Below are 21,810 nucleotides of genomic sequence, written 5' to 3'. Positions count from 1 at the left end.
GACGGGCAGCGTCGTGGTCGTGAGAAGCGACCCGCTGCCCGTCCGTGGACAACCCGCGACTCAACGCTTAACGGAGGCCGGACGACGACAAATCTTTAACTGCAAATCTGTCCGTTGGAGCGGGTCAATCTCAGTCATGGCGGGCACCGCCGAGTATTACGAGCAGCGCGCGGCCATACGGCACGAGCAGCGCGGCGCGATCGAGCGGATCTTTCATACGGAGATCAAGCGCGCCGGCCTATCGGGCGAATGGATCGAAACGCGGAAGTGGGCCAGCCATGCGGTGCCGCATTTTGCGCGTTGCGCGGATCTCGTGATCGTGAGCCAGGACGATCCGACCGATCCCGAGTCTTACGTTGGAGATCATTTTCCCGAGACCGTCATTCTCTCCTCGGGGCGGCCGGTCTTGCTTCTCCCGTACACGGGATTCTTCGCCCAGGTCGGCAAACATCCGATGATCGCCTGAGACGGTAGCCGCGAAGCCACTCGCGCCTTGCACGACGCGCTCCCGCTTCTCAAGGCAGCCGGGCAGGTCTCGATCGTGAGCGTCGATACGTCCCGAGGCGAAACGGGCGGTGGCCGCATCCCCGGCGCGGACATCGCAGCCTGCATCGCCCGGCACGGCATCAAAGCCGCAGTCTCGTCAGAAGACATTGCGCCGGACGTGTCCGCGGGCGAACTGCTGCTTTCGCGGGCCACGGATCTTCATGCCGATCTCGTGGTCATGGGCGGCTATGGACATGCGCGCTGGCAGGAACTCGTGCTCGGCGGCGCCACCCGGACTTTCCTATCGTCGATGACCGTGCCCGTGCTGATGTCTCACTGACTTTCATCCGCGAGCGGCGCCCCTGCGCACGCCGTCGAGCGCAGCAGCAAGTCTTCCAAGGAGTCGATCGTGCCATCGATGTAAGCCCGCGAAGAACTCCCAATTGGCTCGTCAGGCACAATCTTCCAGTGCCCATTCTCAGGCGCACTTACTAGCGCCGCAAAGCAGGCTGAAGCATCGAAGCGGGGAAAGCAAAGCCAGTCAATCGAGCCATCCCTGGACACTAACGCCGCACTCCGGCAGTTTCCAAGCAAGGCTTAATCTTCGATCAGATTCTTCGTCGACAACATTCCGGAATTTTTTGAACCGCGCTGCGTGTGGCCAGAGATGGTTAAGATCGAGCGCGTCGTGTTACTGACATGGTTGCTTCTTGTTCTAGTGCCAGCTGCTTCTAACGACCACGTCGTGTTCATTTGCCGTCAATCCCGTCTGCGACCTTTGCAACGAGTTTCGCTACGGGCCCCGACGGTGTAGGCAACGTTCGAGTCACGAGCTCTTCAAGTGCTACTCGGTACGATAAAATCCCTCCTTCGGCGACGATACCTAACTCTACATTTGCATGACGACCCGCCCGTCTATCTTTCCTTCCTTCATCGCACTGAAGATCTGATTGATATTCTCAAGGCGATCTGTTGAAAAATGCGCTTTAGCTTTTCCCTCACCGGCGAAGGCGAGACATTCCTGCAAGTCCTTTCGGGTGCCGACGATGGAACCTCGCACGGTTTTTGCGTTAAGGACGACATCGAAAATCGGCAGATCGAAGCTTCCTGGCGGTAAGCCGACCAAGGACATCGTGCCGCGCTTGTGCAGCATGCCAACGGCCTGTGCGAAGGCGGTTCTGGAAACGGCGGTGATCAACACGCCGTGCGCGCCGCGTATATTCTTTTGTACTGTAGCAACTGCGTCCTGCGTGGCGGCATTAATCGTCATGTCGGCGCCAAGACTGGACGCGAGCGCGAGTTTGTCATCTGCGATGTCGACGGCGACGACGTGAAAACCCATCGCTTTGGCATATTGTACGGCCATGTGACCCAGGCCGCCGATCCCTGAGATGGCCACCCAGTCTCCCGGTTTGCAATCTAGAACTTTAAGGCCCTTGTAGACGGTGACGCCGGCACACAGAATGGGCGCCGCCGCCGCGAATTCGAGGTTGTCAGGCAGAAGTCCCACGTACGCAGGGTCGGCAAGCACGTAATCCGCGTATCCGCCGTTGACGGTGTAACCAGTCATTTGCTGCTTGTCGCAAAGCGTTTCCCAGCCGGTGATACAGTGCTCACAATGACCGCAGGCAGTATGGAGCCAAGGTACGCCGATGCGGTCACCCTCCTTGAGCATACTGACACCGGCCCCCAACTTGGCAACATAGCCGACGCCTTCGTGACCCGGAATGAAAGGGACGCTTGGCTTCACCGGCCAATCGCCCTCGGCGGCATGCAGGTCAGTATGACAAACCCCGCAAGCAGCAACTTTCACGAGCACCCGGCCAGGGGGGACATCAGGAACGTCGACTTCCTCGATGACCAGTGGTTTTCCAAATTCGTGTACAACTGCGGCTTTCATCCGCTCGGACATTGCAACCTCCATTCAATGGAATAAGGACCGAAACGATTGAGCTAGCTACTGGATTGCCGCAGATTTGCATCCAACGCAAATGGCGGATTTTCCCCGGTCTGCACTTCTGAATTTTCCTGGACGCTGTGCGTAATTAAAATTTCGTTGGCGCGTGCCGCGATCGCGAAAGCGCGAACGGCCGGCATCCGATGCCCGGCAATCGGCGGAGTTTCCGTCGGTACATGACGGGATCCCAATCACGATGCGGGCCGAAACGAGCGTCATGGTCCGGACAGGACAAGGGCCACTGTCGTCAATCCAAAGACAGTAGCAACCAGGTATTGCCGTGTAGCATGCGTAAGGACACTGGAGATACGCTCACCCCCAGTATTACTGATTGCCTTGACAGTATAGGCGTCCCGCAGCGCTTCGGTCGACATATCGGCGCGGCTCGCTCCTACACTGCGCCTCGTACCGCGTTCATCCCTTTTTCATCATGCTGGCATGAGAAAGGGTGTCGTGGACAACGCCCATACTGGCAATGCGCTTGCCTGGAATATAAGTGACCCCTATGCTGGGCACGATGGCGGCGTCTTTCAACGCACACGGGATGGCGGCTGCCAGATCCGCACTCCGAGGGGATCGGGAGCCGACGCAACTGAGCGGCGACGTCGAGAACAATCTCGGCAACCAGTGGAGAGTTCGGTCCATCGGGCAAGAACGTTCCCGGCAAAGGTCGCAGCAAGGGTGGTAAGGAGGCGGGATTGGCGGTCGAGTCGACGGACTTGGCATTCGGGTGGGCGACACGTTCGAGAAATTGGAGAGGCCTGCCATGTCGATCGCGCGAAGTTCTGCTGGTCCCACCTCGGTGTCGTCCAGCCTCGACCAACGCAAGAATGTCCTGCTCATCGTCATTGACGGGTTTGAAGTCTTGAGCTGCCCGTCGCATGAGTTCGCTGACAGGCAATCCAAGGCGCTCGGCCGTGCTGGTAATTGCCCGCTTCTGAACTGCTGTAACCTGAACTACGATCCTTTCCGTTGCTGCTGCCATCACCGCTCCTATGTACATGTACATGGTATGTACATAATAGGGGGCCAGACGGATTGTGTCAACCGGAAACTTAAGAAAAACCCCGCCATTGGCGGGCCCGATAACGACAGAAAGGTGGTTTCCTGTCATTTCGTGGGCCGTAACTGGTTTCGTGACACCCGCCGTCGGCGCCTGCCCTAAGTCCCACGAACGCGTGTGCCTCCGTATACCCCGTCGTGTTGCCGAACGCCTGGAGCCAAGTTAGCCAAATTTCACCTGCCCGCCATCTCGGCGTACATTTGCTGCCGCCCAGCGCAGCAACGTTCTGCGCATCAGCGACCTGATCGCACTCGCAGCGGAGTGCGCCTCATCCCCTCATCTTTCTGCCTTTGCCACGGCAAATGACATGGGCGCCTGGCCGAGCGTCACATCCTGACGCCGGACTTTGCGTCCGCCATCAGTCCACTGCAACACACTCCCGAATTGGCAAATCCCGCCGCTCAAGCTTTGAAGGGTTCACCCGACTGTTTTCTTTGATCAACCTTCGGGCTATCGAAACATCGCGACCACAATTAACAGCCGCGACTGCAAGGACCGCTCCTTGCGCTCCGATATTCCAGACACTAAAGCAGTTCGTGTCCTTACTGCCGCGCAAATGAATCTCTCCTGGTATATCGAACGAGCCAAGTGCCTGGACGTTCCAGTCGTACTGGTCCGACCAAAGCCACGGTGTCTCGTCGTAGTCCTGCCCGTCGCCAAGCATATTTTTGGCAGCAATGACGGACTGATATTCAGCAACCTGCCACGCCTCGACACGCACGCGGCGCCCATGAAACTTGCTGAAATGGACAGTAACGTCGCCCGCCGCAAAGATATCTGGGTCAGCCGTGCGACAGCGGGAATCGATAACGATCCCGTTCTCCACCTCGAGCCCAGCGCTTTCCGCAAGTTCGATATTCGGCTGGGATCCAACGCCAGCAATGACGACATCCGCGAGCACTTCCCCTGAATCCAGTTCAACGACGCCGCGATGGCGCCCGCTTGTCGTGACCGAAAGCGGGATCCTGCCAAGCAGGAAACGCACACCTTTTGAAAGGTGTAACCGCTGAATGCTTGATCCTACGGCATCGGGCAATGACCGTTTCAACAGTCGTTCTTGAGGCTCAATGACTGTTACGTCACAGTTTAACGAGCGCGCCGCGGCGGAGACTTCCAACCCGATAAAGCCGCCGCCGAGAATAGCAATCCGCCGCCCACCCCTCATTTCTTTTCTCAGCGCTCGCGCGTCGGCGAGCGACCGAAGATAATGAACTTGTGCCCCTTCTTTGATTGGACAAGCTAGCCGTCTGGCGCGCGAACCGGTCGTCAGAAGCAACTTCTCGAACGCGACCACGCTTCCATCGGAAAGGTGAACACAATGCGCCGGTCTGTCGATGGAGACCACGGATCGCCCGAGCAGCAGTCGAATGCCGACACTCTCATAAAATTCGCGCGATCGGACAAAGGCAACTTTCTCCTCCGCCTCGTCAAGCAGTATCTGTTTTGACAAAGCCGGCCGATCATACGGTAGAAAGTCTTCGTCACCGATAATTAGGACGTCGGCGTGTGGCCTCAGATCCTTGATTGTTTCCGCCGCACGGCGACCTGCTTGGCCTGCCCCCACAATGACATACGACGCAGCAATGTTCGACGGAACTTGCGTGTCCATGGAAATGTGCTCCAGAATTCTCGACTCGGCCACAAACTACTGATTCGTTTTCAAGCGAACTTCGATCACCCCGTCAACCACTCTGACCGGATATGTCTTCACCGCATCGACAATCGGTGCTGACCTCGGTGCCCCTGTTTTTAGATCGAATAATCCCTGATGGAGAGGGCATTCCACGCAGCCGCCCTCAACGAACCCTTCCGACAATCTCGCTGCACCGTGAGTGCAGAGGTCGTGCAGCGCAAAATACTCATCGTTCGTCGTAAATAGCGCAACCGGCACCCCATCTATGGTAACGCCCAGCGGCGTATCTTCCCTGACGTCAGCGCAAGCGGCCGCTCGGTACCATTCGGTCATAATCGGCCTCCTCAGATGGGCGTCGCAAGCAGTGTCTGGACGCGTAGAGTGTCATAAACCGCCACTTTTTTACTGTATTTCAGTGCGCCATCGAGACGTACCACCGTATCGTGATATGCGCCTGATTGATATACCGCGCTCTCACCAGATTGATTTGTAAGTACGACTATGTAGCTACAGGTTGATGTGATCGCCCCATCCTTTTCATCGCCGATGACCAATCCCGATATCGCGTGACGATAAGTATGCTTTTCGTAGATGTTTGCATGTCGAAGCGACACTACTCGGTCACGAAGCATCTTTTGATTAGTGCAATAAATGACCGACGCTCTTAGGCCCGCATCGAAATTTTCCCTTGGAATAATTTCATAATGACAATCCGAAGTGAAAAAACCGGGCCAATCTTCAAGCCGATCGTTGTCAAGCGAACTAATGTATTGATGCGCGAGCGAGTAAACCTCAAGCCACGTCTTCAGCTTTTCGTCCATTTTCCTAGAATCCCATGAGGTTTTGATACCCGACCCAGAATCTCCGGATCATATTTTCGGTTATGGCTGAGTTTTCCTCGGGTGGTACATCTCGGGCCATTCCCATGAAAGAGGTGACATCCGAATCCCGCGCCGTGGCGCGCTGAACGAGTTCTGTCGCTTCGGTGTCTTCCATGGAGATATAGCCTGCCGGTCCTACGAGATTTGCCTGTAATAGTCTCAACTCGCGCAGTTCAGGATTGTCGTCCTCATACCCGAAAAAGTGAAAGATCAGTTCGAAGTTTCCAGCCCCCTTCGGCAGAAGTTGCCTTGCGACGAGCGTGTTGTGAATCTGCTGGATCACCAGTTGAGGAAAGATGGTTTGGATGTTGTTCGTCGTGACCTCTTCGTACTCTTGGATCTGTGCCAACAACGACGGATCTTCAAGGAAAAAATTGCTATCCATTGTGCGAATCTTGTCAGCAGCATAAGCCGCGCTGGTATCTTCTTTAATCTGCGGCTTTGTTGAAGTGAAGATGCTGTGCAACCCGTTATCCGCGACTTCGGATCTAACCTGCATGCCCACGCGGAAGATGTTGAATGTCGTGTGGAAGAGGTGCAGCAGACTCGCGTGATAACCGTCCTTCACATTCTCAATGTAAAGCTTCCAGTTAGACTTCGAATATTGGCGGGTGCACCCGAGGTATACGATCGGTTTATGGAAGATGCGGTCGATGTAGGGTCGCATTTTGGGGCCGATGTAATCGATGAGTGGCGGCGTTTCGCTGCTGAACGTCGCAAAAACAAGGCCTCGGTAGCACTCAACGCGCAGCTTCGTCAACCCGTGCTCAGAGGGTACGAAGTCGGCGCACATGCCTGCCATACCTTTCTGCCCCCTACGAAACGGCACTCCCTGCAGGTCGCCGGCCGGACTGTAACTCCATTGATGATAGACGCATGTGTGCGAAGTGGCATTCCCCTTATTCTCTCTGCACAACTGCGCACCACGATGTGCACAGCGATTTACCCAGCAGGCAATTCCGTCGGCGGTTCGGGTTACTACGACGGGGGTGTCACCGACGAAAGTGCTTTTGAAATCCCCTAATTTGGGAATTTCACATTCGAGCGCGACAAATGACCAGTAGGGTCCGCGGAAGATCTTCTCCTGCTCTCGCTCGTACACGTCTTGAGAGCTGAATACTTGGTACGGAACCATCGACCCGTCATCACGGGGAAACGTCGGCATACCGCTTGTTGCAGAGGTGTTTTGCATTTTTACTCCGTCATGTCGGACTTCACAGAACGGAGTCTAAAAATACGAAAGACGCGACGATATCCAAAATCCGAAATGTCCGGGAAACCACCTATCCAGATAACGAACATTACCCCTAATGCTCGCGTTCGATTCGGTTCGACCGAAGAACATGAGGCATTCTTCTGCCTCGATGGAGTCGCTGGCGCACTCGCCTTGCTGGGAAGATGAAGGATGAGCTTCGGAGGCGAGAAAAAGCCAAGTCTTGGTGCAGAACGCTGGCACGTTCCTTGGCTTTTGACTCGACACGCGCTTCAGATGTCTAGTGACTAAGCAAGCCTCTCGGGCAACGCGTACGGATCCACCGCGCCGACCGCTTCGCCAGGCGCCAGAGCAAAGAAAGACAGTCGTCTTCTACTTTATGATCCGAGCTCATCCCCAAGGAGCACCCGGGAGAAACGTTACGTGTCGGCGTTCCTAGTGGCTTGCGTCGCCCGAACCCGCTTCAAAAAGTTTCGTCGTAGAGGTAGGTAATACCGTGCACCGCGACTTGGCATCGGGAGAGGCCCGCTCCGAGCTATTTGTGCGGACACGCCTTCGGAAGCTTCGCACACTATTTGGGCGTCCGCGACACTGCCTTTGCATTTCGGCGCGTACAAGTCTCGCTCGGCAACTCCCCAAATCGCTCGCGATAGTAGCTTGAAAAGCGCCCAAGATGGCCGAATCCCAGCTCAAGGGCGGTTTCGGTCACACTAACGAAGCTCGACGTCTTGAGCCGCCGGTGCGCAGCGTCCAATCTCATGTTGCGCAAGAGATCAGTTGGGCTGATATCTCTCTCCCGTTGGCAGATCATTTGCAATGCGCGCGGGCTGACGCCTGCCGCATCGGCTAAGTCGTTTATCGACCATTGCGCGCCAAGACGATCGGCAATGGCGTTTTCCAAGCGCTCGATGGGGAGTCTTTGCGGCTTGGAAGTAATTGGCTCGTGTGCGGAAGTCGTCTGCGTCTCTGATAGGTGTCGGCCACTCCCTGCGCCGCCGACACCTATCAGTAGGAAATCGACGACGAGCCGTTCGAGCTGGACGATCCACTCGTCATAGCCATCCTTTCGGGTAGGCCCGGTTACCGCAGAAAGCAGCATTTGGACGAGCGCAAGCCATTGAATTTCGAATAGTGCAGGAAGCATCCCAAACGAAGGAAGGCTTCCGTTTCGTCGACCGCCGCTCACAAGGCTTTTTGGCACCTTTAGGATCAGTTGTTCGGAGCCGGCTTGCCAACGCATGTTCCACGAGCGGCGCGGGGATATCCAAGCCGTCTGCCCCGGTAGCAAGATCGCCCGCTGGCCGTCACATACCATCTCCACCAGCCCGCGAAGCCCCCAATGAACGACGACGAAATCGTTGGAAGGTCGAGGCGTGACCTCCACCTCGGCTCCATAACGTAAGCCGTACACTTCGATCGCGCCCAGATTCGCCTTGTGAAGGACCGTATCCGCATCGCCTTCCCGCCAACGAAGCCGATGTTCAGCGAGCTCCCGGGCTGTCTCTTCGTGAAAGTCCACGCGGGAAGCGGATTTGAAGATGCAGCGATGATATAGCGGGGCTAAATTGACCGGGTATGCGTTCATCATGTGCTCCTCAACCGTCCCTGATCCGTGCATCCGGCAGCTTAATTCGCCAAAATTCGACTGCGCAAAGGCGGCGTGCTGTATCTCCTGAAGAAATCCGGAGTGAAGGAGGTCAGGTGAAGGACGGTCGTCGTCCATAAAATGCGTTGGCCAAAAGCGTTTCCAGAGCGTCAGATTCCAGCCGCCGGGGGTTCGGATACTGGTCCTTAAGTGCGAGGTCGCGCACTAGCGGAATGTCTTCTGTCCGCATTCCGATCTCGGCAAGGCTCAGCGGGGCGCCACAATGTTTTGCGAGATCGTAAAGAGCGCCGGGGACATCATCTTCGCCGACGACTCCCTGTAGCAGCCGCCTCGCCGCGTCGGCGTTTGGCAGATTGTATGACATCGCGTGGGGCAACACGATTGCATGCGTTTCCGCGTGAGGCAAGTTAAGCGTTCCGCCAAGTGTATGGCAAAGCTTATGATGCAGGCCCATACCGAGATGAGACAGCACCGTGCCGCACAGCCACGCGCCAAAAAGAGCGTCAGTGCGTGCTTCGATGTCAGCGGGGTTCGCTACCAGTCGCGGAATAGCATCGATCAACGCTCCGATGCCCTGTTTGCACATGCTCTCCAAAATGGGATTAAGTTCCGCCGAGTACAGGCCTTCCGCTGCATGAGCAATCGCGTTTAATCCACTGGTGACGGAAACCGCGGGCGGCAGTCCGATCGTAAGCAACGGATCGTAGATCACCGTCTTGGGAAGGACCTTCGCGTCTCTGCCGGTTCGTTTGAGTCCGCCTTCTGTGATGCCCCATATCGTCGTCATCTCGCTGCCGGCATAGGTAGTTGGTATTACCAGACTAGGCACGCCGAGTCTCATTGAGAGTATTTTCGCGAGTCCAGTAGTCGAACCACCCCCGACCGCGATGATTGAGTCCGCACCGCTCGCGGAAAACGCTCGCTCCGCCTCCTGTACGACTTCCATTGGAACATGCATCGTCGCCCTGTCGAAGTATCCAGCTACGACATCACTTACCGGCAGGGCAACATTTTTCGCAACGTTGCGTTGATCCGGTGTGCTTAACACCAGAAATCGCCGCGTGCCAAAGCGTTCAACTTCGTCTGGCAACGCAGATAGACTTCCCGCCCCAAAGATGACCCGCGGACTCATGTAATCGAATGTGAATTTCTTCATAAGACGTCCTTCAATGTTCCGAACAGTTGAAGCGTCCGCGCATTCGCTATACTCGTTGCTTCCCGATCAAAGTTCGGACTCGACGCCCGCGCGAACGAATGTCCAACCGGATACCAATGCAAGCTCAGACTGTCGTTCTCACTAAAATGCTCGTCGAGAATGCGACGGGCCTCCTCCGTCACATAATGGTCCTTCGAACCCATGTGAAGCATTGTCGGTCGCGTGATGGCCGATACAGATGACACTTTTTTTTCCAATCCGACACCGTAGTAGCCAACCGAGCAATCTGCCAGCGACCGTGCGGCGACATCGTACGCCAGTGCGCCCCCTAGACAATACCCCAACACGCCGACCCGCCCGTTGGAGAAAGGTAGCTCGCGGGCATATTCAATCGTGCACGCGAGATCGTCGACGCCGGCTTCCACATCAAAGTCACGGAACAATGTGAGTGCCTGCTCCCGCTCTGCCGGTACATTCGCGTCGAGTTCGATAGCTGGTGCCTGCCTCCAATACAAATCCGGACATACGCAGCCAAAGCCCGCCCCGACGAGCCAATCTACCGTATCCCTGATGAAAGAGGTGATCCCAAAAATTTCCTGGGCGATCACGATGACCGGTGCGGTGACGGCCGTCGGCTTGCCTAGATAAGCACCGAATCTTTTCCCCGTGCGCGACGCGATCTCAACGCCGTCTGTTAACATAGCAATCCTCCAGTTATATTTGCGCAGCGCAGTAGGCGACTTGCTAGTTGTGCGTGCGCTGCGCTTTCTGCCTAGTTGACGCGTGCGTATCTGCGCACCTTCTCTTCGTCAAGCGTCATGCCGTGACCGATGCCGGTGGGGACCTGCAGCTCGAAGTCTCGAATTTCGAGTGCTTCTTGGCTCAATGTGTCCGCAAGGACAAAGGGACCAAGCAGCTCGCAACCGTACGGAAGCGACGGAACCGTTGAGTAGAGCTGGAGCGCTGCGGAAGTACCTATCGTCGAGTCGAGCATTGTTCCGCCATAGGAAGCGATTCCGCTTGCTTCGGCCACCGCCGCGACTTTCTGCGTAGCCGTCACGCCTCCCATATTGCACAGCTTTAGCGAGAAGACGTCCACGCTTCGGTCACGCGCGAGATCGAAGGCCGACGTAAGAGTGCTCAGACTCTCGTCAGCCATGATTGCCACACGGTTGGTTTCGGATAGGCGCCTAAGCGCTCGAGTGTTATCGCGGGCGACTGGCTGTTCAATTAGATCGACCCCGAGCGCCTCAAGCTCCGGAATATAAATGGACGCCACCTGCTCATCCCACGCCATATTGACGTCCACACGAAGCGACGCCCTCGATCCCAACTCTTTCGACAGCGCCTCCATATGAATCAGGTCGTCAGCTGGCGAACGAAAGCCGAGCTTAATTTTGAAATTATTGTGCCGACGCTTTTCGATCATTTCAATCGCGGAGTCTATGTCGCGCTTCGTGTCGCCGCTGGCTAAGGTCCACGCAATCGGGATTGAATTGCGCAGCCTGCCGCCAAGCAGCTCCGCGATCGAGACACCCAACGCGCGGGCTTTGAGGTCAAGCAGCGCCATCTCGAGCGCAGCTTTCGCCGACGCGTTCCCCGTGACCGCACGTGCCATGGTTTGGAGCGCGGCCGACACGTTGAATGCGTCAGTTCCGACAAGATGTGGTGCCAAATATTGCTCGACGATCGTCTTTATCGTCTCCGCACACTCCGCGCTCCAGACGGGCCCCCCCACACTGCCGCCTTCGCCCACGCCGACGAGTCCTTCGGCACGCACACGGACGATGACATAGCTTTGCTGGTGAACAGTAGTCATCGACATTTGGATCGGCCGTCTGGTCGGCACGTCCACAATCAAAGCGTCAATGGCGTCGATCTTCATGTGTTGGCTCCCGAGTGCTCGAGGGCGCGTTCGATGACGAAATCGATATTCATCACTCGGGCGCCCTCCTCCACCTTCTCGGGGCTGATCAGACTCGGCTCGACACCATTGCAGCAATCGTCGCCGACCCAGTCGCCGCCTTCGAAGTAGTACTGAGTTGTCAACGTTTCAAAGCCCGGTGCCTTCACCTTGAAATGCACATGCGCTGGACGCCACGAGTGACCGCCCATGGTCTCGAGCAATGCGCCCGTCGGACCATCGTTGGGAATCTGATATGCAACTGGCATCGTCGTTTGCACGCTAAACTGGCCATCACGACCGACCCTGAGTTTGCCCCGATAAAAATCGGTTGGAATGCCGTCATGGAAGCCGCTGTACTTTCCATCGGGAGTCGAATGCCAGACGTCGATCGTCACGCCCTCGACCACACTGCCATCGACCGCCTTGACCGTTCCCTTAATAAGCAACGGCTTGTGGGCGTCTGTATCGTACGTTTTGAGTCGGTCGACTACGAACGGGGCGTCCTCACGATAGTAGGGTCCCTCGATCGCTGGCGTCGAGCCGCTGCTCAGGCGAGCCTTCGTCGCCACAACTGTGCTGTTGAAAAATACGTCACAGAGCAACGCGATCTCGCGCTGTTCGGCGACCTTCATCAGGTAGTGAAGCGCAGTTCGATATTCCGACTCCGTAATCTCCTTTTCATCGAGGACTCTCCGTACAGCCGATACGATTCCGTCCACAACATCTTTAACTCGCTTGTTCACCTCGCCTCCGTTCCAAAAGTGTCCCAGGACGGCACCCGTCCTGAAATTATGATAGAAACGGCACGCCCATACCGTCCAATACCTTTGCGCGTCTCAGCCCATACGCATTCGGTATGTCCTTATTGCGCGGAATCGCGCCGATGCGCACAATCCAGAAGGGCTACACTTTTGGAGTTAAACCGTGGAAATGAGGCAGTTGAGATACTTCGTGGCTGTTGCCGAAGCCGGTGGATTTGGTACGGCCGCTGAAAGAATGCATATCTCCCAGCCGCCACTCACGCGTCAGATTCAGGCGCTTGAACGCGACATCGGAGCGAAGCTCTTCGAACGGTCTGCACGTGGCGTTGATCTTACCGCGGCAGGCAGAGTCTTCCTTGAGGACGCACGTCAACTGCTTACGTTGGCACAACGATCGTCGCAGCGGTCACAAGCAGCGGCAAGGGGCGAGTCGGGAGAGTTGAATCTTGTGTACTTCGGCACGCCCGTGTTTGAAACGGTGCCAGCCTTTATCAGGGCTTTCCGCGCGACATACCCGGACGCATCTGTCGCAGTTTCTCATATGACGAAGGAGGAACAACTGGAATCGCTCCTTTCTGGGGTCGTGGATATTGGATTCGGGCGATTCTATCCGGTGACTGACGGTGTAACGAGTTGGAACATCGGGGCCGAAAGTCTGCACGTTGCGGTAGCGGACCCTTGGGATGAGCGTGCGCGCGGTGCGCGAATGCTCGCAGATCTGATAGATGTGCCCGTCATCCTCTATCCGCGGGGTGACCGGCCGAGTTTCGCTGATAAGGTTGTTTCCCTGTTCAGGTCCGAGGGCGCGGAACCGAAAATCGCAGCCGAGGTTGAAGACGTCATTGCCGCCCTTGCGTTGACCGCCGCCGGAATCGGGGCAACGCTGGTACCTGCATCAGTCGCACATCTAAGGTGGCCCGGCGTGACCATCGTAGCGCTTGGACAAAAAGCGCCGGCCGTACCCGTCAGCTGTGTTTTTCGCACACATCGCCGCCCGCCTATAGTCGAGTCAGCGCTACGAGTTGTCTCCTCGTTGATCGGAGACGGTGGGGGTCTCGAAGGCGAGATTCATCCGTCCAGTTGATGCAATGTCCGCTCGTTGGATCTCAGTGGGGGGCAGCGTGGCATGAGAGAAATCGATCCAGCTGGGTGCTTTGGCGTTCCGATATCTCTGAGACGGAATTTGCGCGTACCGAGTCATTTTATCGAGGAGTGTACTGCGTGAGAGCGCGGACCCTCAAACCACGACGCAAATCGTCGACCGCGGGCGGAGCACAACCCTTGCAGGAATGCCCCTTCGTCACAGGGCTTACACGCCGACGTCCGCGCGCTAGCGGACCGGATTCACGGTCTCGGTCCACTCGCCTCGCAGTGAGCGGAAGATATCAGCTAGATCATGCGTGCTTGCGGCTTCATATAAGGGCGACGAAACAACGATTGTCGCTCCTATCCATTGAATCGAGGGCGGCGCCGGCTTTGAGTCACTACGCTCAAAAATTCGGCTTAGGACTTCGATACAACATCGTTTAAGTCTCGGTGACATCACGTGTTTGAAAGATTCCATAGCTATCCTCTTGCTATCTTGGACAGAATCTAGAGCACAAATGCCCCTCTGCCCGTCTCAATGCCGTTGAAGGTGCTGTTAGAACAAGTGCCGCAAACCTACCATCACCGCTGCTTGCCCAACCCCTGGCGCCGGCGATCCGCCGGGCCCTCCGGCGCTCACTCCGTAAGCAGCCTTGGCACTATTGAAGATGTATGCCCCTTGCACATACACGGCCGATCGCTTCGAAAGCGAATAAATCCCCCGCAATGTCGCAAGAGTCGCTCTCGTGTCGTGTTGAGCGTTGATAATCCTGAAGACTTCGCCGTCAATGGCCACTGCGGGCGTGACCAGATATCGCGCCCCAAGGAAAAACATATTCGAGGTGACGACCGGGGTCCCAGAGTTCACGGTTTCGACGCGACGATTGAGCCAACCACCGGATATCGTCGCACCGAGGAACTTTGCATAGGCGTCGATATAGAGCCTTGCATCGATTCCGTTGCTCGTGGACAGAGGCGTCGGCGCGACGCCGTCGAAAAAATTCGCAGCTGCGTTCACACCTCCCCGTTCTTCCTCGTACGACACTACCGCACCGAACCTGTCCGAGTCATACTTCAACATCGCGGACCAGTCACGGCACTGCGTGAACGCCCCGGGGACCTGCCCAGCGCAAGTGCCCTGCCCAGGAGAATTGCCAGTACCGGCGGAGTCTCGTCCAAACGAATAAGTGGCTAAAGCTGTTAAGCCATGTAAATTAACTCGGTATGCAACGCTATTATCAGCGCGGGCATTCGCGATGTAGGCATCGAGGGACGCGATGCCATATATGGCTGGTCCCATAATGTCATTTTCTAGCACCGCGATGTAGGTCGTCGTGTACTGTCTACCGAAGCTCAGCGTACCGTACTGCGACTCTAATCCGATCCATGCCTGTCGCCCGAACAAGCGGCCACCCTGTGCCAAGGCGCCAGTGTTCGGACCGAATCCGCTTTCGAGAACGAACGTTGCCCTATAGCCTCCGCCAAGGTCCTCGCTACCTCGGAAGCCCCAACGCGAGGGTAGTGAACCGGTCGTTGAGGGCATACGGAATAGCCTATCGCCCGCCGGACCCGCATGAGAGATGAACTCCACCCCCGTGTCAATGATGCCGTACAATGTAACGCTCGACTGCGAGTACGCTCGTGCAATGCTGCAACTTACGAGAATACAAGTTAGAAATGCCTTCAAGCATCGCTTCATCGTTGTCTCCGAGCCCTCATTAGTGTCTATGGCATTCTTAGCGAGCACATGAAAGATTTCGTCCATGAGTATCGCGGCGAATGTGTGTTTGTTTGAGGGCGAGTCTATGAAGGACGAAATTCGTTGAATAGCCATTTAACGAATCCGGCCTAGGCGAATGTCCGTTAAGCGAAGCGCATTGGAGTTGGCCGGACTAGTTGTCACCGAATTTGTGAGCGAGCCGGGTTTCGACTTGCACGATCGCGGGCTTCGGCTTGCCCGAAAGGTGCTGCGTAAAGGCGCGTTCGAAGGCCGCCACCGATTGAAGGCGTCGCGATTAATCACCGACGCGGCGCAACGAGTGCGGTTTTTTGCCTTTATTTTCGGGAGGTCACATTCATTGCCAGCTAAGCCCCCGAGTCTGGTTCCGGAGTCGTCTGATGAAAGGCGTTCTGACGAAGATCTACCAATGGTGGGCACAGTTCTTTGTCCACGCGAACGCCCTTTGGACCAGTGACGCATCCAAGGGAATCGACACTGCCGGTTCGTGGGCCGGAGCAATTGCCACCACTGCTGCCATTGTTGCGGCCCTCTCCATCGCTAGTAATCAGGCCAGCTTCGCACGCAAATTGCAGAAAGAGAAAGGGCAAATGATTCGAGTAACCGGATCGGCTTTAAGCTGGGGTCAACCCTCGTGCATCATGCCGGCCCAAATACTGACTGACGACGGACGCACCAACTCGCAACCTGAATACAACTCGTTCGTTTGCGTCAGCAAGGCGCAGGCTGGTCGCCGGCTCCGCTCACGAAGTAAGGACATCAACTTTGCTTACTTGGCGGCATTCGCGCTCGCCACCGCCGTCATATTGATGATCCGACGCACGGTCGCCGCCGGCGTCAGGATATGCACAGGCTTCGCAGCACCGAGCAGGATCGGCCCGACGGTCACGCCCTCGCCGCTCACCGTCTTGAGCAGGTTGTACGTGATGTTCGCCGCTTCGACGTTCGGCATGATCAGCAGATTCGCCTCGCCGTGCAACGTGGTCCCCGGGAACGAAGCCTTGCGCGCGGCTTCGGAAAGCGCCGCGTCGCCGTGCATTTCACCGTCGATTTCGAGATCCGGCGCACGCTCGGCAATCAGCTTGCGCGCTTCCGCCATCCGCTTGCTCGACGCGCTCTGCACGCTGCCGAAGTTCGAATTCGACACCAGCGCGACCTTCGGCTGAATCCCGAAACGCTCGATCTCACGCGCCGCCAGAATCGTCATGTCGGCGAGTTGCTCGGGCGTCGGCGTCTCGTTGACGTACGTGTCGCTGATGAACAGATTGCGCCCTTGCAGCATCAGCAGATTCATCGCCGCGAAGTTGTTCGCGCCTTCCGCCTTGCCGAGCACCTGATCGATGAACTTCAGGTGATCCTGATACGTGTCGATGAGACCGCAGATCATCCCGTCCGCGTCGCCCGTGTGAACCAGGATCGCGCCGATCAGGGTGTTGAACTTGCGCAGCGCAGCCTTCGCGCTTTCGGGCGTCACGCCCTGACGCGCGGCGATCTCGTGATACGCCTGCCAGCTCTTCTGATAACGCGGATCGTCTTCCGGATTCACGATCTCGAAATCGACGCCCGGCTTCAGCTTCGAGCCCATCTTCTGCAGACGCATTTCGACGACAGCCGGACGGCCGATGATGATCGGCTTCGCGATCTTCTCCAGCAGCACGAACTGCGCGGCGCGCAGCACGCGCTCGTCCTCGCCTTCCGCGAACGCGATGCGCGCCGGAGCCGCCTTCGCCGCCGTGAACACCGGACGCATCACCATGCCCGTGCGATACACCGTCGCGCCGAGCGTCTCGCGATACGCGTCCATGTCCTTGATCGGACGCGTCGCGACGCCCGAATCCATCGCGGCTTGCGCCACGGCCGGCGCGATCTTGATGATCAGGCGCGGATCGAAAGGCTTCGGAATCAGATATTCCGGGCCGAATTCTAGCGAATGGCCTTCATAAGCCTTTGCAACTTCATCACCCTGATCGGTTTCTTCCGCGAGTTCGGCGATCGCGCGCACGCACGCGAGCTTCATTTCCTCGGTGATGGTCGTCGCGCCCACGTCGAGCGCGCCGCGGAAAATGAACGGGAAGCACAGCACGTTGTTGACCTGATTCGGATAATCCGAACGGCCCGTTGCGACGATACAGTCCGGACGCACGCGCTTCGCCTCTTCCGGACGGATTTCCGGCTCGGGATTGGCCAGCGCGAGGATCAGCGGCTTGTCGGCCATCGTCTCGACCATTTCGGCCTTGAGCACGCCCGCGCTCGAACAGCCGAGGAACACGTCGCAACCGTGCATCGCGTCGGCGAGCGTGCGCGCGTCGGTGCTCGCCTGATAGCGCTCCTTCGATGCGTCCAGATTGCCGCGGCCTTCGTAGATCACGCCCTTCGAATCGATCACGAGCGTGTTCGACTTCTTCAGGCCCAGATGTACGAGCAGGTCCAGACACGCGATCGCCGCCGCGCCCGCGCCCGAACACACGAGCTTGATTTCGTCCAGCTTCTTGCCGACCACTTTCAGGCCGTTGAGGATCGCCGCCGACGCGATGATCGCCGTACCGTGCTGATCGTCATGGAAAACGGGAATCTTCATGCGCTCGCGCAGCTTCTTCTCTATGTAGAAGCATTCCGGCGCCTTGATGTCTTCGAGGTTGATGCCGCCGAGCGTCGGCTCGAGCATCGCGATCGCATCGACGAGCTTGTCCGGATCGGTTTCCGCCAGCTCGATATCGAACACGTCGATGCCCGCGAACTTCTTGAAGAGGCATCCCTTGCCTTCCATCACCGGCTTGGCCGCGAGCGGGCCGATGTTGCCGAGACCCAAAACGGCCGTGCCGTTCGTCACGACGCCGACGAGGTTCGCACGCGACGTGTACTTCTGCGCGTCGAGCGGCTCATCGTAGATCGCCATGCACGCGGCCGCGACGCCCGGCGAATAGGCGAGCGACAGGTCGAGCTGATTGGAAAGCGGCTTGGTCGGAGTAACCGAAATCTTGCCGGGGCGGGGATTCTGGTGATACGCGAGGGCGCTTTGCTTGAGTTGTTCGTCCATCTTACTGTCAGTCATAGAAGTGCCTACGATGCCCGCGTACTTACTTTGTATCTTTTCGGAACCATCCAAGATTTTTCTCCATAGCCAGTTCAAAGGCAACCACTGCCACATCAAAATTGGTTGCCGCCCGTGCGTAATTCCCGGCGCGGAGACTGCGGCGACGTTGACGTTGGCCGCTAAAAGTGGAGATTATGCGCACAAGAAAGCTTTGCTAAGCACTCACGGTTCAAGATCGGTCTCCTCTCACCCGCTCGAATCGGTAGAGACTAGACAAGAGATGCAAACTATAAAGTAGACCTTTGGTTTCGGTTAGTCCTCTCAAAGCGGGGACCTGCTTTACCGAGCAGCCGGCTGTGTTGCGGCCCTCTTGAACCCACGGTGCCATCAGCGGACAGCTTAGACCAAGTGATGAATAGAAGATTTTCATTAGGCTACTTTTTAGCCACACCTTCCTACGCATCGAACAACGATTCGCTTTGCGCCGAGGACACCTCGTCTAGTACCAAATATCTTTCATGTATTGACGAAAGTCTGTATCTCGCGATTGCGATGGCCCACCGCTCGAACGGATCCGACGGATGATAGGTGTGCCGCTTCCGGTGGATTGCCGTCAAAGTCTCATTGACGGCCGCTTCGACCATCGACGGGGACAGGAAGTGGGGAAAGCAGTGCTCAAGACAACATGCGATGTACGCCAGCAGCAATTCATACTGCTCCTGATCGCCAGCAAACGCGGCGATTGCCAATGTATCCCACTCGACAGATACCGGCGCCAATCTCCAGAGACGTTCGAGGTCGCTTGGAGCCCTTAGCGTGTTGTGGCTCTTTATACTGCTAGAACGCCCGCGGTGCAGCCAACGCAAATGCAACCACATGGTGTCATCCCTCCGGTCTAGGGCTGAAGTTGCGTACTATTGTGTCGTTCGCGGTTCCCCTCCGGTGCACGGCTGGTGGGTACGTGAGAGCACTTAATCAAAATCGTCAGCGACCCCTACAGCGGCCACGATCGAAAACGGCCGCAATCAAAAAAATCGCACTCAACGAATCGCCTCCGAGTCAAACGCAGTGCCACGGCTCAAACCGGCATCTTCATTTTTAGTGCTTCTCGCACTTACCAGTGCGTTGCTTCAAAGCGTCGTCAATACTGCACATAGTGATGAATGATCTTGCTTTGCGCAATCGAAGTGTTCGTGGAGGAAGTACCGCGCACCAATCCGCCTAACGGCGAGTGCACAACGGCTCAATCAAGTTGTAACTGATTCGAATGAAACAGTCAGCATACACCCGGGCCTGTCCCGCGCTGGATCATCGTGAAGGTATAACGGCCAAGCCTCAGTTTTACTCCGATTGTCTAAAAGATAGAGTGACGCAAGCGCCCGTTGACTTTACCATTTCATTCACGCTGCATAGATTTTGTAAATCTTTAGACAGGCATATTAGCAACTAAAAAAGTACGAATTGTCCCGGAAAAGGCATTTAGTGACGGTGTGCGCTGTCGATAACAACATTAGAAGTGCAAGGCGCGGTACCGCGGCATGCGCCATTTTTTGTCCCCGTTTCTCACACGCGAACTTAACCAAGAATTGAAGAATGAAAAACTTGACCATTCAAGCGCGCCTCACGCTCACCATGATCTTCCTCGGAATCCTATTGGCAACGTCCGTTGCTCTGGGCATTTTTGGGATGGTGCAGATGGATGCATCAGCGAAGGACGTCGGCCTTACCAGTCTACCCGCCGTCTATGCATTAGGCGTCTCCGACAGGTCAATGAACCGAGCTCGTATCCTGCTCGATCACTATGCGCTCGACCGCGACAACCCCGCGGCGACTGGCATTCGCGCAAGAGCCTTCCAGTCGTTGACAGATTCCGACGAATGGTATCGAAAGTATGATGACATCCCCCGCGAAGGCGAGGAGGACATTCTTGCTAAGGCTGCAGTTGATGCTCGTGCTCAGTTGCGCAAATCTATCGAAGGCTTCGCTGCGGCGATCGATCGGCGCGATCAAGCCGCGATCGTCCGATTTGCGGGGGAGGCAGTACCTGCTGCATACGAGCGAGCCAGCGCCGCAATGCGGAAGCTCGAAGACTACCAGCTTGAAGATGCGATGCGTCAGAACAGGGAAAATGACCGGCGGTTTGCGACCCTGCGGTTGATCTATTTGTCGATGCTGGTTGGGGGGGGCGCGGCGGCCGCGCTAGCTTGGTGGGTGCTCCGCCGGGCAATCATGACACCGCTAGCTAAGGCGCTAGAGCACTTCACCCACATTTCCGAGGGCGACCTATCACAAACGGTAACCATCAATTCGCAAGACGAGATGGGTCAATTGCTCGCCGGCGTCGCTGCCATGAAGCACAGATTGGCCTCTACCGTAGCCACTGTCAGGACTAGCAGTGAAACCATTTTCAGCGCCAGCAAAGAGATTGCCGCAGGTAATACGAACCTGTCGTCACGAACCGAGCAGCAGGCGGCGTCGCTCGAAGAGACTGCCGCCAGCATGGAACAGCTGACGGCCACCGTGAAGCAAAACGCGGAAAACGCAATGGAGGCGAGCGGTTTAGCTGACGACGCAAGAGTCGTGGCCAATCAGGGAAGCGCCATAGTGGATCACGTAATGGAGACGATGACGGAGATCGAAGACAGTTCCCTGAAAATCGGCAACATCATCGAGATCATCGAAGGCATCGCATTTCAAACCAACATACTGGCACTGAATGCCGCGGTCGAAGCGGCGCGAGCTGGCGACGAGGGCCGCGGATTCGCCGTGGTGGCCGGCGAAGTACGCAATCTTGCCCAACGTTCTTCCGCTGCAGCTAGAGAGATCAAGGTATTGATTGAAACGTCCGGGGGCCGGGTGCAGGTGGGGGCCGGGTTAGTAAGAAATGCCGGCGAAACGATGAAACGGGTTGGGACTGCCATTCAGCGCGTGACGGATATTATGGGCGAGATCGCATCGGCGTCAAATGAACAAAGCCGCGGTATTGAACAGCTGAACCAGGCCATCTCGCAAATGGACGAAGTCACGCAGCAGAATGCTGCGCTCGTCGAACAGGCAGCGGCGGCCGCCGGCGCTATGGAAGACGAAGCCGGACGGTTAAGTGAAGCGGTCGCGGTCTTCAGGACCGTTGAGAAATCCACGTCAACGTCAACGCCCGACAGCGGCCTCGAGTTGCGAACGGCAATGGCTTTGTAAGGCCAAAGCCGGCCAACGGGCCAGATTATTCGCTCGGCCCAAAGGTCGCGGCGACGGGCGAACGTCGATGTCGGTGCCTGTTCGCATACGCATCT

General features: G+C 56.8%; 15 protein-coding genes and 2 pseudogenes. 4 read left to right on the top strand and 13 right to left on the bottom strand.

Features of this window, described 5'->3' with window-relative positions; translation table 11 throughout:
• The first annotated feature begins 136 nt into the window (after positions 1-136).
• On the top strand, positions 137-466 hold the full coding sequence (locus tag NK8_RS41130; protein ID WP_213233773.1) for a hypothetical protein: 330 nt from the start codon (positions 137-139) through the stop codon (positions 464-466).
• Between the two features lie 12 nt (positions 467-478).
• Positions 479-826: pseudogene (locus NK8_RS41125) on the top strand (universal stress protein); the annotation flags it as partial.
• A gap of 65 nt (positions 827-891) precedes the next feature.
• Here the strand turns inward: NK8_RS41125 and NK8_RS43235 are convergent.
• The 11 genes and pseudogenes from NK8_RS43235 to NK8_RS41075 all read right to left on the bottom strand — a co-directional run.
• A pseudogene (locus NK8_RS43235) lies at positions 892-1,080 on the bottom strand (trehalase-like domain-containing protein); the annotation flags it as partial.
• A 295-nt stretch (positions 1,081-1,375) separates the two neighbouring features.
• Positions 1,376-2,398 (bottom strand): alcohol dehydrogenase AdhP, encoded by a 1,023-nt coding sequence (gene adhP, locus NK8_RS41120; RefSeq protein WP_213233771.1) that lies wholly within the window; start codon positions 2,396-2,398, stop codon positions 1,376-1,378.
• A 1,466-nt stretch (positions 2,399-3,864) separates the two neighbouring features.
• The gene (locus tag NK8_RS41115; RefSeq protein WP_213234717.1) at positions 3,865-5,115 is read right to left on the bottom strand and encodes an NAD(P)/FAD-dependent oxidoreductase; all 1,251 of its coding nucleotides are present in this window, start codon (positions 5,113-5,115) and stop codon (positions 3,865-3,867) included.
• Between the two features lie 36 nt (positions 5,116-5,151).
• Complete coding sequence (gene andAb / locus NK8_RS41110) at positions 5,152-5,472, bottom strand: anthranilate 1,2-dioxygenase ferredoxin subunit AndAb (RefSeq protein WP_213234716.1); 321 nt, start codon at positions 5,470-5,472, stop codon at positions 5,152-5,154.
• Positions 5,473-5,483: 11 nt separating this feature from the next.
• Positions 5,484-5,960, bottom strand: a complete 477-nt coding sequence (gene andAd, locus NK8_RS41105) for an anthranilate 1,2-dioxygenase small subunit AndAd (protein WP_213234715.1) — start codon at positions 5,958-5,960, stop codon at positions 5,484-5,486.
• Between the two features lie 4 nt (positions 5,961-5,964).
• A complete protein-coding gene (andAc, locus tag NK8_RS41100) occupies positions 5,965-7,212 on the bottom strand; it encodes an anthranilate 1,2-dioxygenase large subunit AndAc (protein ID WP_213234714.1) in 1,248 nt (415 codons plus the stop codon).
• A 592-nt stretch (positions 7,213-7,804) separates the two neighbouring features.
• Positions 7,805-8,956, bottom strand: a complete 1,152-nt coding sequence (locus NK8_RS41095; protein WP_213234713.1) for an AraC family transcriptional regulator — start codon at positions 8,954-8,956, stop codon at positions 7,805-7,807.
• Positions 8,931-9,995, bottom strand: coding sequence for a maleylacetate reductase (locus tag NK8_RS41090; RefSeq protein ID WP_032490065.1), 1,065 nt, complete (start codon positions 9,993-9,995; stop codon positions 8,931-8,933). The genes NK8_RS41095 and NK8_RS41090 overlap by 26 nt, the downstream gene beginning before the upstream one ends.
• Entirely contained in the window at positions 9,992-10,696 is a 705-nt protein-coding gene (locus NK8_RS41085) for a dienelactone hydrolase family protein (RefSeq protein ID WP_032490064.1), read from the bottom strand. The genes NK8_RS41090 and NK8_RS41085 overlap by 4 nt, the downstream gene beginning before the upstream one ends.
• 71 nt (positions 10,697-10,767) lie before the next feature.
• On the bottom strand, positions 10,768-11,880 hold the full coding sequence (locus NK8_RS41080; RefSeq protein ID WP_032490063.1) for a muconate cycloisomerase family protein: 1,113 nt from the start codon (positions 11,878-11,880) through the stop codon (positions 10,768-10,770).
• Complete coding sequence (locus NK8_RS41075) at positions 11,877-12,644, bottom strand: chlorocatechol 1,2-dioxygenase (protein ID WP_032490062.1); 768 nt, start codon at positions 12,642-12,644, stop codon at positions 11,877-11,879. The genes NK8_RS41080 and NK8_RS41075 overlap by 4 nt, the downstream gene beginning before the upstream one ends.
• Before the next feature lie 187 nt (positions 12,645-12,831).
• Between NK8_RS41075 and NK8_RS41070 the strand changes: the two genes are divergently transcribed.
• The gene (locus NK8_RS41070) at positions 12,832-13,746 is read left to right on the top strand and encodes a LysR substrate-binding domain-containing protein (protein ID WP_225936717.1); all 915 of its coding nucleotides are present in this window, start codon (positions 12,832-12,834) and stop codon (positions 13,744-13,746) included.
• A 558-nt stretch (positions 13,747-14,304) separates the two neighbouring features.
• Here NK8_RS41070 and NK8_RS41065 read toward each other — a convergent pair.
• Together NK8_RS41065 and NK8_RS41060 are read right to left on the bottom strand one after the other, a co-directional pair.
• Positions 14,305-15,447, bottom strand: coding sequence for a porin (locus tag NK8_RS41065; protein WP_213234732.1), 1,143 nt, complete (start codon positions 15,445-15,447; stop codon positions 14,305-14,307).
• Positions 15,448-16,255: 808 nt separating this feature from the next.
• Complete coding sequence (locus NK8_RS41060; protein ID WP_213234731.1) at positions 16,256-18,523, bottom strand: NADP-dependent malic enzyme; 2,268 nt, start codon at positions 18,521-18,523, stop codon at positions 16,256-16,258.
• Between the two features lie 1,590 nt (positions 18,524-20,113).
• On the opposite strand from NK8_RS41060, the gene NK8_RS43535 reads away from it, so the two are divergent.
• Positions 20,114-21,715 carry a methyl-accepting chemotaxis protein gene (locus NK8_RS43535; protein WP_213234712.1) on the top strand — a complete coding sequence of 534 codons (1,602 nt, stop codon included), beginning with the start codon at positions 20,114-20,116 and terminating at the stop codon, positions 21,713-21,715.
• Positions 21,716-21,810: the final 95 nt, after the last annotated feature.

The organism is Caballeronia sp. NK8 (assembly GCF_018408855.1).
GTDB lineage: Bacteria > Pseudomonadota > Gammaproteobacteria > Burkholderiales > Burkholderiaceae > Caballeronia.
This window is presented reverse-complemented; position numbering and strand designations above follow the sequence as displayed.

Coding starts and splice junctions, on each gene's coding strand:
- andAc (WP_213234714.1), bottom strand. CDS start 7,212: ATGCAAAACACCTCTGCAACAAGCGGTATGCCGACGTTTCCCCGTGAT.
- NK8_RS41070 (WP_225936717.1), top strand. CDS start 12,832: ATGAGGCAGTTGAGATACTTCGTGGCTGTTGCCGAAGCCGGTGGATTT.
- andAd (WP_213234715.1), bottom strand. CDS start 5,960: ATGGACGAAAAGCTGAAGACGTGGCTTGAGGTTTACTCGCTCGCGCAT.
- adhP (WP_213233771.1), bottom strand. CDS start 2,398: ATGTCCGAGCGGATGAAAGCCGCAGTTGTACACGAATTTGGAAAACCA.
- NK8_RS41095 (WP_213234713.1), bottom strand. CDS start 8,956: ATGGACGACGACCGTCCTTCACCTGACCTCCTTCACTCCGGATTTCTT.
- NK8_RS41130 (WP_213233773.1), top strand. CDS start 137: ATGGCGGGCACCGCCGAGTATTACGAGCAGCGCGCGGCCATACGGCAC.
- NK8_RS41085 (WP_032490064.1), bottom strand. CDS start 10,696: ATGTTAACAGACGGCGTTGAGATCGCGTCGCGCACGGGGAAAAGATTC.
- NK8_RS41090 (WP_032490065.1), bottom strand. CDS start 9,995: ATGAAGAAATTCACATTCGATTACATGAGTCCGCGGGTCATCTTTGGG.
- NK8_RS41065 (WP_213234732.1), bottom strand. CDS start 15,447: ATGAAGCGATGCTTGAAGGCATTTCTAACTTGTATTCTCGTAAGTTGC.
- NK8_RS41115 (WP_213234717.1), bottom strand. CDS start 5,115: ATGGACACGCAAGTTCCGTCGAACATTGCTGCGTCGTATGTCATTGTG.
- NK8_RS41060 (WP_213234731.1), bottom strand. CDS start 18,523: ATGGACGAACAACTCAAGCAAAGCGCCCTCGCGTATCACCAGAATCCC.
- andAb (WP_213234716.1), bottom strand. CDS start 5,472: ATGACCGAATGGTACCGAGCGGCCGCTTGCGCTGACGTCAGGGAAGAT.
- NK8_RS43535 (WP_213234712.1), top strand. CDS start 20,114: ATGAAAAACTTGACCATTCAAGCGCGCCTCACGCTCACCATGATCTTC.
- NK8_RS41080 (WP_032490063.1), bottom strand. CDS start 11,880: ATGAAGATCGACGCCATTGACGCTTTGATTGTGGACGTGCCGACCAGA.